Origin of the sequence: Lacinutrix sp., assembly GCF_029238095.1 — a bacterium.
Classification (GTDB): Bacteria; Bacteroidota; Bacteroidia; order Flavobacteriales; family Flavobacteriaceae; genus Lacinutrix.
In genome coordinates this window covers 12,861-26,532 of record NZ_JAQWGS010000021.1, presented here as the reverse complement: position 1 = coordinate 26,532, position 13,672 = coordinate 12,861, and the positions used below count along the sequence as shown (strand labels likewise).

The 13,672-nt window shown below is 31.5% G+C and carries 12 protein-coding genes and 1 pseudogene; 7 read left to right on the top strand and 6 right to left on the bottom strand.

All coding sequences use genetic code 11. The features are described from left to right. The first annotated feature begins 143 nt into the window (after window positions 1-143). The 5 genes from P8H50_RS05415 (at window position 144) to P8H50_RS05395 (ending at window position 3,176) form a co-directional block, all read left to right on the top strand. Entirely contained in the window at window positions 144-1,406 is a 1,263-nt protein-coding gene (locus P8H50_RS05415; RefSeq protein ID WP_300206396.1) for an FAD/NAD(P)-binding oxidoreductase, read from the top strand. 130 nt (window positions 1,407-1,536) lie between these two features. Then, the gene (locus P8H50_RS05410; protein WP_300206394.1) at window positions 1,537-1,659 is read left to right on the top strand and encodes a hypothetical protein; all 123 of its coding nucleotides are present in this window, start codon (window positions 1,537-1,539) and stop codon (window positions 1,657-1,659) included. A 112-nt stretch (window positions 1,660-1,771) separates the two neighbouring features. Next, complete coding sequence (locus P8H50_RS05405) at window positions 1,772-2,317, top strand: YeeE/YedE thiosulfate transporter family protein (protein ID WP_300206392.1); 546 nt, start codon at window positions 1,772-1,774, stop codon at window positions 2,315-2,317. A 1-nt stretch (window position 2,318) separates the two neighbouring features. Then, window positions 2,319-2,735 (top strand): DUF6691 family protein, encoded by a 417-nt coding sequence (locus tag P8H50_RS05400; RefSeq protein WP_300206389.1) that lies wholly within the window; start codon window positions 2,319-2,321, stop codon window positions 2,733-2,735. A gap of 102 nt (window positions 2,736-2,837) precedes the next feature. Continuing rightward, window positions 2,838-3,176 carry a DUF4870 domain-containing protein gene (locus tag P8H50_RS05395; RefSeq protein ID WP_300206387.1) on the top strand — a complete coding sequence of 113 codons (339 nt, stop codon included), beginning with the start codon at window positions 2,838-2,840 and terminating at the stop codon, window positions 3,174-3,176. A gap of 150 nt (window positions 3,177-3,326) precedes the next feature. Here the strand turns inward: P8H50_RS05395 and dnaN are convergent, their stop codons facing one another. The 5 genes and pseudogenes from dnaN to P8H50_RS05370 all read right to left on the bottom strand — a co-directional run bounded on the left by dnaN (window position 3,327) and on the right by P8H50_RS05370 (window position 9,092). After that, entirely contained in the window at window positions 3,327-4,445 is a 1,119-nt protein-coding gene (gene dnaN / locus P8H50_RS05390) for a DNA polymerase III subunit beta (RefSeq protein WP_300206385.1), read from the bottom strand. 213 nt (window positions 4,446-4,658) lie between these two features. After that, window positions 4,659-7,052, bottom strand: a complete 2,394-nt coding sequence (gene gldG, locus P8H50_RS05385) for a gliding motility-associated ABC transporter substrate-binding protein GldG (protein ID WP_300206383.1) — start codon at window positions 7,050-7,052, stop codon at window positions 4,659-4,661. Window positions 7,053-7,065: 13 nt separating this feature from the next. Beyond that, the gene (locus P8H50_RS05380; RefSeq protein WP_300206381.1) at window positions 7,066-7,860 is read right to left on the bottom strand and encodes an SDR family oxidoreductase; all 795 of its coding nucleotides are present in this window, start codon (window positions 7,858-7,860) and stop codon (window positions 7,066-7,068) included. 55 nt (window positions 7,861-7,915) lie between these two features. Further along, window positions 7,916-8,208, bottom strand: a pseudogene (locus P8H50_RS05375) (antibiotic biosynthesis monooxygenase family protein). Between the two features lie 50 nt (window positions 8,209-8,258). Then, window positions 8,259-9,092, bottom strand: coding sequence for an SAM-dependent chlorinase/fluorinase (locus P8H50_RS05370; RefSeq protein ID WP_300206379.1), 834 nt, complete (start codon window positions 9,090-9,092; stop codon window positions 8,259-8,261). Window positions 9,093-9,224: 132 nt separating this feature from the next. Here P8H50_RS05370 and P8H50_RS05365 point away from each other — a divergent pair, with 132 nt between their 5' ends. Next, window positions 9,225-10,181 carry a PhoH family protein gene (locus P8H50_RS05365; RefSeq protein WP_300206377.1) on the top strand — a complete coding sequence of 319 codons (957 nt, stop codon included), beginning with the start codon at window positions 9,225-9,227 and terminating at the stop codon, window positions 10,179-10,181. A gap of 100 nt (window positions 10,182-10,281) precedes the next feature. Then, the gene (locus tag P8H50_RS05360; RefSeq protein WP_300206375.1) at window positions 10,282-11,232 is read left to right on the top strand and encodes a phosphoribosylaminoimidazolesuccinocarboxamide synthase; all 951 of its coding nucleotides are present in this window, start codon (window positions 10,282-10,284) and stop codon (window positions 11,230-11,232) included. A gap of 87 nt (window positions 11,233-11,319) precedes the next feature. On the opposite strand, the gene P8H50_RS05355 is transcribed toward P8H50_RS05360, so the two are convergent. Next, entirely contained in the window at window positions 11,320-13,644 is a 2,325-nt protein-coding gene (locus P8H50_RS05355) for a T9SS type A sorting domain-containing protein (protein WP_300206373.1), read from the bottom strand. Between the last annotated feature and the right edge of the window lie 28 nt (window positions 13,645-13,672).

The window sequence follows — 13,672 nt, the reverse complement described above, 5'->3', positions numbered from 1 at the left end:
ATATTGCTAAATATTAATCCTTTAAAAGGTTAAAAACTCAAAATTTAACACGTTATGTAACATTAGTTACAATATTTTAAGAAGTTGACTGCTATTTTTATCAAGATTGAAACTAACTAACTCAACTTAATAAAAATAGTAACATGAAATCACATTATCAAATTTTAGTTATTGGAGGAGGTACTGGAGGTATAATGACTTCTGCCAACCTATTAGCTAAAGACAAATCGTTAGACATTGGATTAATTGAGCCAGCAGATTGGCATTATTATCAGCCAGCTTGGACACTTGTTGGAGGAGGTACTTTTGATTTTGAAAAAACCAGACGTAGTATGGCTTCAGTGATGCCTAAAGGTGTGGATTGGATAAAAGATTTTGCGACAGGTTTTAAACCAGAAGATAACTCGGTTTCAACTAAAGAAAACGGAACTATTACTTATGATTATCTAGTAGTTTCTCCAGGATTAATAATGGATACCTCTTTAATTGAAGGTTTAACCGAGTCTATTGATAAAGGTGTCGTGTGTAGTAATTATACAGACCCTAAACATACTTGGGAAGTCCTTAAAAACTTTAAAGGTGGTAACGCTTTATTTACACAACCAACTACACCAATTAAATGTGGTGGAGCGCCTCAAAAAATAGCTTATTTAGCAGCAGATTACATAAAAAAAAATGGACTTAAAAATAAGTCGAATGTTGTTTTTGCGACTCCAGGTTCTGTTATTTTTGGTGTAAAAGAAATTAGAGAAAGTTTAATGCAGGTGATAAGTAAATATGGTATTCATTTTAAACCATTTTATGCACCAATTAAGATAGATGGGGAAAACAAAGTTGTCACATTTAAAGTTGTATGTACTGGTGAAAATAATTGTGTTATTAATGAAGATAATGAGCTAAGAGAAATTATGTCTGGCGAATCTATTATAGAGATGCCTTTTGATATGTTACATTTGGCACCACCACAACGTGCTCCAGATTTTATAAAAAATTCCACTTTGGTTAATGAAGCGGGTTGGTTAGACGTCCATAAACATACATTGCAACACAATAAATATGCAAATATTTTTGGTTTAGGTGATGTTGCAGCATTACCTACTGCAAAAACAGGAGCTGCTATACGTAAGCAAGTACCAGTTGTAATAGACAATATTTTACAACTTATAGCACATAACAAAAAAGGAAATAAATCCTATAACGGTTACTCGTCTTGTCCTTTAGTAACTGGATATGGTAAAATGATTTTAGCCGAATTTGATTACGATAACAACTTTATACCAGATCCTAAACTTAAACAAATGCTTGTTTTTAATAGTGAAAAAGAGCATTGGCGTTTATGGATGCTTAAAAAATATGGATTGCCATATTTGTATTGGAATAAAATGATGAAAGGTAAAGAAGTGTGATACTTTTTTAGTCAATTAATAACAAGGCATCTTATTTTAAGATGCTTTTTTTGATGATAAATGTCATATTTAACATCAAAAATCTAGTGTAATTTTACACCTATAAATTAATGACTAAAACTTTAAAATTATGATATCTCAAAACATTGCATTATATAGCTGGAGTAACGGAGTAATAATGATTGCTATTTTTGGATTAGTGTGCGTAACACTAGTTGCTATTCTAATAAATTTTATGGCTAACAGCGATTAAAACAAATCCAATAAGTAGTTAAAAGTTAGTCACTTAACCCAATGTTTGCTATTATGTAACTTTAGTTACTTTGTTTTTTGACAAAAAACCATTTCTTTGTAAAAAAATTATTATGCTTAATCCCTTACCTTGGTTTATTGCTGGACCATTAATAGCAGTTATCATGTTTTTACTTTTACGTTTAGGTAAAACATTTGGAATGTCTTCTAATCTTCGTACCATTTGCACAATGTCTGGAGCTGGACGTTTTTCAACATTTTTTAAAACCAATTGGCGAGAAAATATGTGGAGTTTGGTAGTCTTAATAGGAGTTGTTTTTGGCGGAATATTTGCTTTTCAAGTTCTAAAGGTAGAATCACCACAAATTAATGAAGATGTTGTAAATCAGTTAAAAGCTTATGGTTTTGATAGTGTGAATTCTTCATATTTACCAACCGAGTTATTTAGTTTAGATCAAATATTAACCCTCAAAGGATTTGCTTTAATACTAATAGCTGGTTTTTTAGTTGGTTTTGGTGCCAGATATGCTGGAGGCTGTACTTCAGGTCATGCCATTATGGGACTTAGTAATTTACAAAGACCTTCTTTATTTGCAGTGATTGGTTTTTTTGTAGGTGGTTTAATAATGGTTCATTTAATATTTCCTTTAATTTTTTAATATGAAAAAATACATCGCATTTTTTATAGTTGGATTTCTATTTGGAATTCTGCTAATAGTATCAGAAGTTGCATCTTGGTTTAGGATTTACGAAATGTTTCAATTTAAAAGCTTTCATATGTATGGTGTTATTGGTTCTGCTGTTTTAGTAGGTTTTGCATTAGTACAATTAGTAAAACGTAAAGAGTTAAAAACATTTGACGGATCGTCAATAACAATAAAACCTAAAGAAAAAGGAATTACTAATTACCTTATTGGTGGTACTATATTTGGCTTAGGTTGGGCTTTAGCAGGAGCTTGTCCAGGACCAATGTATGCGCTATTAGGTTCTGGTTTTGTAAGCATATTTGTTTTACTGTTTGGTGCACTTCTTGGCACCTTTGTATACGGTGTTTTAAAAAGTAAATTACCTCATTAACAAGGTTTTAACGTTTATTGTTGTAACATTTTGATTTGCGTCTTATTTGTAGAAGCCTATTAGTATGGTTTTTATCAATCATCAACCTAAATCAAAGTAAAAATGAAAGAAGATAGACAATTATTAGTATTAACACATTTAAGTCAATTAGTGACTTTAATTATAGGGTTTGGAAGTTTAATTCTTCCTTTAATTTTATGGTTAACACAAAAAGACAAAGTATACCAGATGGATGCGCATGGTAAGACTATAGTTAACTTTCAATTAAGTTTAGTTGTTTTATACATCGTATGTGTACCGTTAATCTTATTATTTGGATTAGGATTATTAGGTTGGTTAGTTTTAGGATTAATCTCTGTAATATATCCTATTATTAATGCGATAAAAGCTAATAATGGAGAAAATCCTACCTATCCTTTTAGTTATAATTTTATTAACTAGTTAGTAAAATATTAGTGAAGGCAATTTTTATCTTAGAATTTTATTAGTTAGTTGAAATTTATTTAAGATAAAGTAAAACGCAACCAGTAATGGTTGCGTTTTTATTATTTAAATTCTTTATTATAAGATTCCTGTCATCGCAGGAATTAGTTAACTATTTAACATCACAGGCATAACCAACATGGTAACATGTTCGCCTTCGTCTAGACCATCTACTGGAGTTAGAATTCCAGCTCTGTTTGGCATACTCATTTCTAGTTGTACTTCAGAAGCATTAAGGTTATTTAACATTTCTGTTAAAAAACGAGAGTTAAAGCCTATTTGCATGTCGTCACCTTGATAATCACAAGTTAAACGTTCTTCTGCTTTATTAGAATAATCGATATCTTCTGCAGAAATATTAAGCTCTGCTCCAGCAATTTTTAAACGTATTTGGTGTGTTGTTTTGTTTGAAAATATACTTACACGTTTTACAGAATTTAAAAACTGAGTTCTGTCGATATTTAATTTGTTGGGATTTTCCTTTGGAATTACAGCTTCGTAATTAGGATATTTTCCATCAATTAAACGGCAAACTAAAATTGTGTTTTCGAAAGTGAATTTTGCGTTAGAATCGTTATATTCTATTGTTACATTCTCATCGCTTGCAGCTAAAATACCTTTTAGTAATGTTAAAGGTTTTTTAGGCATAATAAATTCTGCAACTTGAGAAGCAGAGACGTCTTTTCGTGTGTATTTTACTAATTTGTGAGCATCTGTTGCTACAAACGTTAGGTTATCTGTAGAAAACTGAAAGAATACACCACTCATTACAGGTCTTAAATCATCGTTTCCAGCAGCAAAAATTGTTTTACTAATTGCAGTTGCTAAAATATCTCCAGAAATAGTAGTGCTAGAAGGATCTTCAAGCGCTACAGCTTTCGGAAACTCTGCACCATCTGCATAAGCTAAAGCATATTTACCATGGTTAGAACTAATCTCTATGGTGTTATTTTCTTCTACTGTAAACGTTAAAGGTTGTTCTGGAAACGTTTTTAAAGTGTCTAATAATAAACGTGCAGGAATAGCAACACTTCCTTTACTATCGCTTTCTATATCTAATGTAGAGGACATTGTTGTTTCTAAATCGCTAGCCGAAACAGTTAATGCATTTTTATTGATGTCGAAAAGAAAATTATCTAAAATAGGTAAAGTATTAGAACTGTTAATTACACCTCCTAAAACTTGTAACTGCTTAAGTAAATACGTACTTGAAACTATAAACTTCATGTTGTCTTTTATATTTTATTTTAATGAAAAATGGTGCATTCCTTTTAAAGATTATTGTAAAGAATAATCTTAAATTATAAATGGTTCATTTATTATTATTCTATTAAATTCTGAATAATTAATTACTACAAATATATTGTTTAACAGCCTAAAACTGAAACAAACTTATTAACAGTTTATTCTAATTAATCGATAAGTTTTTGAAGCTTTTTTTTAAGCTTTTTTAGCGTATTTTCTTTTTCTTAAAAAATTAAAAATAAACCCAAACAAGCCTAAAAACAATAAGGGTAAGATGATATTTATAATCTGCCACTTTGTTTTTTCTTTTCCAACTTTAGCGTAATCTAAAAAGGCTACTTTAATTTCCTTGCTTCGAATGTTTATAAGTCCATCATCGTCTAAAAGATAGTTAACGGAGTTTAGTAAAAATTCTTTGTTTCCGTAGGTTTCTTTGGTCCATTTATCGAACCCTAAAGTTGTTGGTCTGCCTTTATCTAAATCGTTTTTAATTACATCTCCATCTGCAATTACAATCATTTTTGTGGCTGTACTTTTTGTGATATCATTTTCAAGCTCAAGTGGTTTTATACGATTGTTATAAACCGAAGTAAATTCACCTTCTAACAGCACAGCCAAGTTTTGTCTGTCTTTGGTAAAAAGTTTTGAATCCGGTTCTTTTAAAGCAAATTCTAAGCTAATTTCTTTTGGAGTTCCCTCTAAGCGGCTTGGTCTATCACTTTTAAGTAGTATCGTTTTTTTAATATCGTTTTTTAGTGTGTCTATTTGGTTGGCAAAATCAAACTTTACAAAGTTTAAATTATTTGTAATAGGATGATTAATATCGCTCAAGGCAAGAGGAGCATATGGCCATAAAAAATGTTGTAGTTTTAAACTTTCATCTTGTCCAGTTTCTAATGTAATTCTGCCAATATTTTGACTTTTAACACTGGTTAATACAGGATTTACACGTACACCATATTTAAAAAAGAAATCGGTTAAATTTAAATCTCTCGTTACTGCAATATTCTTGCCTTCAGGATTGAATAAACTATCCTTTTCCATAATAATTTTATCTAGTAACCACAAGCTTTTTCCTCCATTCATGGTGTATTGATCTAATATGTATTTCTCTTCTTCAGAAAATGCTTCTGTAGGTTTTGCAGCGATTACTAAATCGTAAGTATTTAATAATTTTGATGTTTTTTTAGGATTTGTAGCTACACTATCTAGCGTAAAAGGAGCAATGTAATAGTATTGCTGTAACGTTTTTAATAAGTCGGCAATTTTAAGGTCTGGCAATTCATTATTACCTTTTAAAATAGCAATCTTTCTACGTTTAGGATTAATTAGTCTACTTAAACCGTCTGCAAAAGCATATTCTAGGTTTTGTACAGAATTGGTTACTGTTTCTTGCTGGTTTGCATTTACTTTGTATTTAACTAAAGGAATATCTACTGTTTGGTTGTTGTAACTAGCCAAAGCCCACGGTATAATTATGCGTTGCGATTGTTTCCCATTGTCTTGAACACTTAATTGCATTGGTGTTAAACCACGTTCTGTAAATTGCGCAATTCTAAGATCTTGGTTTGCTTGGTCTTCAAAAGGATCTATAAAATTGAATGTTATGTTACTGTTGTAAGCCTCAAATTCTTCTAATAACTGTTTGGTTTCAGTTTGAAGTCTTCTGTATTCTGAAGGAAAATCGTCACCTTCTAAGAACACGTCAATAATAATCGCAGAATCTACATTTTTAACAATACTTAAAGCGGCTTTGTTTAATGTGTAGCGACTATCTGAAGTTAAATCAAAACGTTGATAAAACGACGAGCTTATGCTATTTAGTAGAATTAAACCAATAGGAAAAAGCGCAATATTAAGCCATTTTACTTGTTTAGAACCTTCTGTATTTACACGTTTAACGGTTAAAAAAAGAAACAAAGCAGTAATACTTAAAAAGTAAATAATGTCTCGCGTATCTAAAACGCCACGACTCATGCTTTTATAGTGAGAAGCCATCCCAAAGTTTTCTAGAAAACTACCCAAAACATCTGCTAATCCCTCAAATCCAATATTTAAGAGAAAACATAAAAATACCGCAATAATAAAGGCTACAATTTGGTTGTCGCTTAAAGTAGAAGCGAAGATGCCAATAGTTGTGTAGGCTGCTGTTAAAAACAACAATCCTATGTAAGATCCTAATGTGCTTCCAACATCAAGATTACCAATAGGATTACCTAATTCACTTATTGTGTAAACATAAAGTAGAGTAGGAATTAGCGCTAAAATTATTAATAAAAAAGCACCAAAATATTTACCCAAAACTATTTGTAAATGCGAAATGGGTTTGGTTAATAATAACTCTAATGTACCTTGCTTTTTTTCGTCGCTAAAACTACGCATAGTTACAGCTGGAATAAGAAAAATAAGAATCCAAGGCGATAGTAAGAAGAAAGACGAAAGGTCTGCAAAACCATAATCTAAAACATTAAATTCGCCTTTAAAAAGCCACAAAAATAAGCTGTTAAGTAAAAGGAATATAGCTATCACCAAATAACCTATTGGTGAAGCGAAGAACGAGTTTATTTCTTTTTTCAGGATAGCTAACATTAAATATATAGTATTATGTGACGCTTAATTTAGTAATCATTTTTGATAAAACTTTAGGGAAAAACCGTTTTGTATATACGCCTAGCTTTTCTTTAAAACCAGCAATATAAACTTCTTGTCTCTTTTTTAATATTGCTTTAGCCATTAAAATTGCAAAATAGTCTGGTGCAATACCGTTTTTTGTAGCTGTATCCATTTTTTGTAGTGCAGTTCCGTTACCAGTTAACGCATTGATTGATACATTTGTATTAACAAAACCAGGACAAACAAGGGTTATATATATGTTATCATTGCAGAGTTCAGCTCTCAAACTATCAAAAAAACCATGTAAAGCATGTTTGCTAGCTGCATAACTTGACCTTAAAGGTGTGCCAATTTTACCCACAATACTTGTAGTTACTACTATTTGACCAGATTGATTTTTAATAAAATGTGGTAACATTAGTTTTGTTAGTGCTATGGTTCCTGTATAATTAATATCCATTAAGCGTTTATCTACAGTAATATCTGTTTCACTAGCTAAAGCACGTTGGCTAATACCTGCATTGTTAACTAAAATATCAATAGAACCAAAAAGAGAAATAGCGGTATCAACTTTTGATTTTAAGTTAGTGTAGTCTTCGATGTCTAAAACTATCAATTCTACATTTTCTGGATTTTCACAAAGCAGCTTCACTGCTTTTAAAGCTTCAATTTTTCTAGATGAAATAATAACTTTAGCACCTTGCCTATTTAATTCAATAGCTAAATGCTTACCTATTCCAGTGGATGCACCAGTAATCCATATAACTTTATTAGAAAAACTCATAGTTAATTATTTCTAGATTTTTTTAATGCTTTGTATAATTTTCGTAACAAGTGTTTTATAAAGAAACAACTTTATCTACACTCCAAGCTCAGGCTTTGCATTAAACATTTGTTTTGTTTTAGTCCAAACACTTTGGAATAGATCAGAATCTCTGTAATTATTTAAATCATCTTCAGTATTCCAATAACTGTACGTAAAAAAGATATTAGTATTATGTTTATCGCGATATAATTCAAGAAATTGGCAGCCTTCAAAATTTCTAATTTTTTGTTTTACAGTTTCAAAATTATCGAGAAAAGGTATAATGTTTTCTTCAGCAAAACTCATTTTTACAATTCTAACAAACATGTATATTGTTTTTCTTTATGTCTGTGAGACATTTTATTATTATTTCAATTTTACTTTACAAAATTTATGGTCACAGTATCTCGTAATTTTAAGCCCATTAAAGAACTTGCTCCACCAACACTACCAGTATTGCCTTTATAAATAGCTATTTCTAAATAGTTTGACGAGTTAAAAACAACTAAACCTCGGCCTTCGTCGTTTCTATTTTCTTCTGGAGTACTAAAGTTTACGATGTCGCTATATTTAGCATGTATTTTTTTAAATTTATGGTTTCTAGCAAAAACTTCAAACGTTCGCCCTTTTTGTATGGTTTCGAAAAAAGATTTCTTTATATTGGTAATAACATTATCATAATTATCGACATAAATTATACTTCCAATAATTTGAGTTTTCTCTTCGTTTACATAAGGTTCTAAATTTTTAATTGGCTTAATTTTATCAATGCTTTTACCTATTACGGCTAAAGTTCCACCACGAGCAATATGGCAAGCTACTTTTACAAAAACATCTAAAACAGGAAAACTCGTTTCAATTTTATCGTGAATATTAATTTCTACAATTTGGTTTGGTGAAATTTCGGAACAAATCATGCTCATAATTCCATTATTGGCACATACAAAATAATGACCATTTAATGCTATTGCAATGTGTTTGTTCTCTTCATTAATTTCAGAGTCAATACCAATAATATGTATGGTCCCTTCAGGAAAACTACTATATGCATTCTGAATAATGTAAGCAGCTTCAGGAATATTAAATGGTGAAACAGAATGTGAGATATCAACAATTTTAACGTCTGGCATTTCGCTGTAAATAGCACCTTTTATCGCACCAGCAAAGTAATCTTTCTCACCAAAGTCTGTTGTTAATGTGATAATAGCCATTTATAATTGTTGATATTTATTTAGATTAATATATTTAATATAGATGTATGTTTCTTAAGTTTATTATACATTTATATCTCAGAACAAAACTAAGAAAATAGAATAGAAAATCTTAATTAAAATGATGCGCTTTTGAACGAAATTATAATTCAACTTGAAGAAATCACTCCAAAAGAATTTTTTGGAGCAGGAAATGAAAACATTAAGTTACTAAAAAAACACTTTCCTAAATTAAAAATAGTAGCTAGAGGCAATGAAATTAAAGCCTTTGGTGAAGAAGAACTTTTAGATGAGTTTAAAAGACGACTAAATATGTTGCTCAAGCATTTTACAAAATATAACAAGCTAGACGAGAATGTTATAGAGCGTGTTTTAACAAGTAATAGTAGCGACGATTATAATACATCTGCACAAAGTGGAGAAACTATAGTTCATGGCGTAAATGGGAAACTAATAAAAGCGCAAACTGCAAACCAACGTAAACTGGTGGAGTTAATGCGTAAAAACGATATGGTTTTTGCTATTGGTCCTGCAGGAACAGGTAAAACATACACAGGAGTTGCACTAGCAGTCCAAGCATTAAAAAGTAAACAAGTTAGGCGTATTATTTTAACTAGACCAGCTGTAGAGGCTGGCGAAAATTTAGGGTTTTTACCAGGTGATTTAAAAGAAAAATTAGATCCATACATGCAACCGCTTTACGATGCATTAAGAGATATGATTGCTCCAGAGAAACTTGCACAATACATAGAAAACGGAACCATACAAATAGCACCTTTGGGATTTATGCGAGGTAGAACACTAGACAATGCTTTTGTTATTTTAGACGAAGGACAAAACACTACACATGCACAAATGAAAATGTTTTTAACCAGAATGGGAAAAAACGCCAAGTTTTTATTAACAGGAGATCCAGGACAAATAGATTTGCCGCGTCGCACAATTTCTGGACTAAAAGAAGCACTTTTGGTACTTAAAGATATTGAAGGTATTGGAATTGTTTTTCTAGATGATAAAGATGTTGTTCGTCATAAACTAGTTAAAAAGGTCATTGCTGCATACAGAAATATAGAAAATAGAGAGGTTTAATTTTTTTAAGAGCACATTTAATTCTAGCGATTTATTAAATATGTGTAGATGCTATCGAGAAATCAAACAAAAACAAAATAAACTCATAAATAAATAAATAATGAGTAATACAATAACAGATTCAAATTTCAACTTTACAGGACAAAAAAGTGTTTATAAAGGTAAGGTAAGAGCAGTATATAACATCAACGACCAAGAATTGGTAATGGTAGCAACAGATAGATTAAGTGCTTTTGATGTGGTCATGCCAAAAGGTATTCCATACAAAGGGCAAATACTAAATCAGATTGCAACTAAATTCATGGCACAAACTGAGGATATTGTCCCAAATTGGCTAACAGCAACACCAGACCCTAATGTGGCAGTTGGGCATTTATGCGAACCATTTAAAGTAGAAATGGTTATTCGTGGCTATTTATCTGGTCATGCAGCAAGAGAATATAAAGCAGGAAAAAGAATACTTTGTGGAGTAACAATGCCTGAAGGTATGAATGAAAATGATAAGTTTCCTAAACCAATAATTACGCCAGCTACCAAAGCTGAAATGGGAGATCATGACGAAGATATCTCGCGAGAAGACATTGTTAAAAAAAATATTGTTAGCGAAGCAGATTATGTAATCTTAGAAGATTACACACGTAAATTATTTACTAGAGGAACAGAAATAGCAGCATCTCGAGGCTTAATTCTAGTAGATACTAAATACGAATTTGGTAAAACTAAAGAGGGAAAAATAGTACTAATAGACGAAATCCATACACCAGATTCTTCTCGCTATTTTTATGCAGATGGATACCAAGAACGTCAAGATAAAGGCGAGGCACAAAAACAGCTTTCTAAAGAGTTTGTGCGCCAATGGCTAATAGCAAACAACTTTCAAGGTCTAGAAGGTCAAACTGTTCCTTTTATGAGTGATGACTATATAGAATCTGTTTCAGAGCGCTATATTGAATTATACGAACAAATTATGGGTGAGAAATTTGTAAAAGCAGATGTTTCAAATATTCATGATCGTATTGAAAAGAATGTGGAGGCTTATTTAGCCGAATAAAAATGTTGAGTCTATACTTTTTAACTCATTTATAAACAAAAAAGGATTCCAAAATGGAATCCTTTTTTAGTGTAAATTATAAAAATATTATTCAATAATAATACGCTTATTTATAACCTGTCCAGCATTTTCAATACTTAAAATATAAACTGAGCTTTCTAAATCGCCAAGTTGAATAGTTTTATTAAATACGCTAGTTGTGTTTTCAAAAGAATGATTGTTAATTAATCGACCTCTTAAATCGTATAATTTAACGTTTACATCATCATTATTTGAAGAGTTAAACGTTATATTTATTTCTCCTTGAGATGGGTTTGGCCATAAAGATAAAGAGCTATTTAGACTAAACTCATCAACACTTAAATTAGCAGAACCGCAAATTTCTATAGAATAATTTAAAAAAGTACCACCATCAAGAGAAGGATAACCATCTGTTGCTGTTAATACCCAATCACCAACGGTGTTTTCTCCATTAAAAGCAGACAAAGGATTTGCAGGTTGAATTACACCTCCAATTGCAGGTGCAGTAGTACTACATGCTACTGGTCCAGAAGCTTGATCATCAAAAGTCACCATAATATCATTGGTTCCATCATCACAAGTACTATTTACAAGCATAATTACAGAAGTTCCAGCTGGAGAAGTTAACATTAACTCCATATCACCAGCCCAATCATGAGTTATATTTATTGTTGAATTTAAATCAGTAATTGAAACATCATCACTTATATTTATTGTAGATGTTAATACATGCTCAGCATTACCAGACGCTGGAATATTTATATTATTCTCAGTAGAGCTATAAGTCACACAGCTAATTGAAGCTGTGGTAAAGTTTCTAGTGCCACTGTAACTTGAATCACCACAACTATTTGTTGACTTTACTCTCCAGAAATACTGTGTCATAGAAGCAAGTTCAGGAGTATTAAAACCAACACCAGTTACATTGTTAGAAGTATAATTCATTGTAAAAGCTGAATCTGTAGCTAATTCTAGTGTATAACTAGTAGCATTTGCTATTGGACTCCAATCTAGATTTAGTTGAAGAGCAGTATCTGTTGCATTATTTGCTGGACTAGTTAAAGTAGGTGTATTAGGTATTGCGCCTTCAACATTTAAATCTACATTTATAGAATTTGTTGTAACACCTGTACCTGTTACAGTAATAGCGTAATTTCCTATTGCAACACCATTAAGGTTTCCTAATGTTAATACCGTTGAACCATCTGCATTTAATGAAGAAGGGTTAAATGATTGAGTTGCTCCAGCTGGTAAATTACTAGCTGAAAAATTTGTTGGATCTGTATTTCCTCCAGTAGCAACATAATTTATTGTGTATGAAACGCTGTTTGTAGGATTACAAATGTTTTCTTCTGTATTTGCTGCTGTTAAAGAAAAGTCTGGAGCAGCAGAACATTGTACAACATTTGGTTTAAATGTTGACTCAATAGACATTACATAAGCTTCGGCAACTGTAGTTTGTCCAGCACTAAACATCCACATACAAGCATCGTTAGTATAATCCATATAACTTTGAAACAATTCCTGTTCTGCTGGATTACAAGCTGGCTGACTGCCTAAAGCAGGACAACCACCATTAGAGTTTCCTTGATTTGGTGTATCTGCAATTCCATCATCTGTTCCACAAGATCCAAAAACATGATCTAAGTTATAAAAATGTCCTAATTCGTGAGTTACAGTTCTACCTAAATCATAAGGAGCACCTGGAACAATCCCAGAATTCGGGCAACCAGCACCAGATCCAAAAGCACCTAAGTTCATTGTAACAGATTGACCTGCAGCAACACTTCCTGGAAATGGAGAAAAGCCCAAAAGGCCACCTCCAATATCTTTTACTAAAAAGTTCATGTAGCCTCCCCAATTTGAATCTGTTGAAGTTCCGTTACCAAAATTATATCCAATAGTAACAGCTGGACCACCTTCTACCAGATCTGGATCTAAACCTGTTGGATGGTTTGTTGTAGCTATACAAAACAAAAAATTAGCAGCACCTGTATTTGTGTTTGGATAGTTAGGAGCAGCAGCAGCCCATCCTGAGATATCTGCATTAGTTCCTGTAAAATCTTCATTTAAAATATCTATTTGGTTTTGAGCTAATGCTTCTAGACAAGCTCTGTCAGATTCTTGAGCTTCTGGAAAGTGAACAGCCACTGGAATAATAATAGGATCCATTCTTCTTTCGTAGTTTTCACTTAAATTCTTATTTAATTGCGCCTTGAATTTTGCTTGAGTAATTTTGTACTGCTTTGCATATTCTGGGTTTTCCATTTGTTCTTGCATATATTCTACCATACCACAAGAACGTTCTTGAGCTTGAATAGAAAAAGTACACACAACAAAAGCTATACACAAAAGTATAGGTTTAATGTTTAAAGTAGTTTTCATGATCATAATTGATTGGGTTTTTAAATAAAAATTT

Excerpts from the sequence above, each read along its gene's own strand:
- P8H50_RS05415 (WP_300206396.1), top strand. The coding sequence starts at position 144 with ATGAAATCACATTATCAAATTTTAGTTATTGGAGGAGGTACTGGAGGT.
- P8H50_RS05410 (WP_300206394.1), top strand. The coding sequence starts at position 1,537 with ATGATATCTCAAAACATTGCATTATATAGCTGGAGTAACGGAGTAATA.
- P8H50_RS05405 (WP_300206392.1), top strand. The coding sequence starts at position 1,772 with ATGCTTAATCCCTTACCTTGGTTTATTGCTGGACCATTAATAGCAGTT.
- P8H50_RS05400 (WP_300206389.1), top strand. The coding sequence starts at position 2,319 with ATGAAAAAATACATCGCATTTTTTATAGTTGGATTTCTATTTGGAATT.
- P8H50_RS05395 (WP_300206387.1), top strand. The coding sequence starts at position 2,838 with ATGAAAGAAGATAGACAATTATTAGTATTAACACATTTAAGTCAATTA.
- dnaN (WP_300206385.1), bottom strand. The coding sequence starts at position 4,445 with ATGAAGTTTATAGTTTCAAGTACGTATTTACTTAAGCAGTTACAAGTT.
- gldG (WP_300206383.1), bottom strand. The coding sequence starts at position 7,052 with ATGTTAGCTATCCTGAAAAAAGAAATAAACTCGTTCTTCGCTTCACCA.
- P8H50_RS05380 (WP_300206381.1), bottom strand. The coding sequence starts at position 7,860 with ATGAGTTTTTCTAATAAAGTTATATGGATTACTGGTGCATCCACTGGA.
- P8H50_RS05370 (WP_300206379.1), bottom strand. The coding sequence starts at position 9,092 with ATGGCTATTATCACATTAACAACAGACTTTGGTGAGAAAGATTACTTT.
- P8H50_RS05360 (WP_300206375.1), top strand. The coding sequence starts at position 10,282 with ATGAGTAATACAATAACAGATTCAAATTTCAACTTTACAGGACAAAAA.
- P8H50_RS05355 (WP_300206373.1), bottom strand. The coding sequence starts at position 13,644 with ATGATCATGAAAACTACTTTAAACATTAAACCTATACTTTTGTGTATA.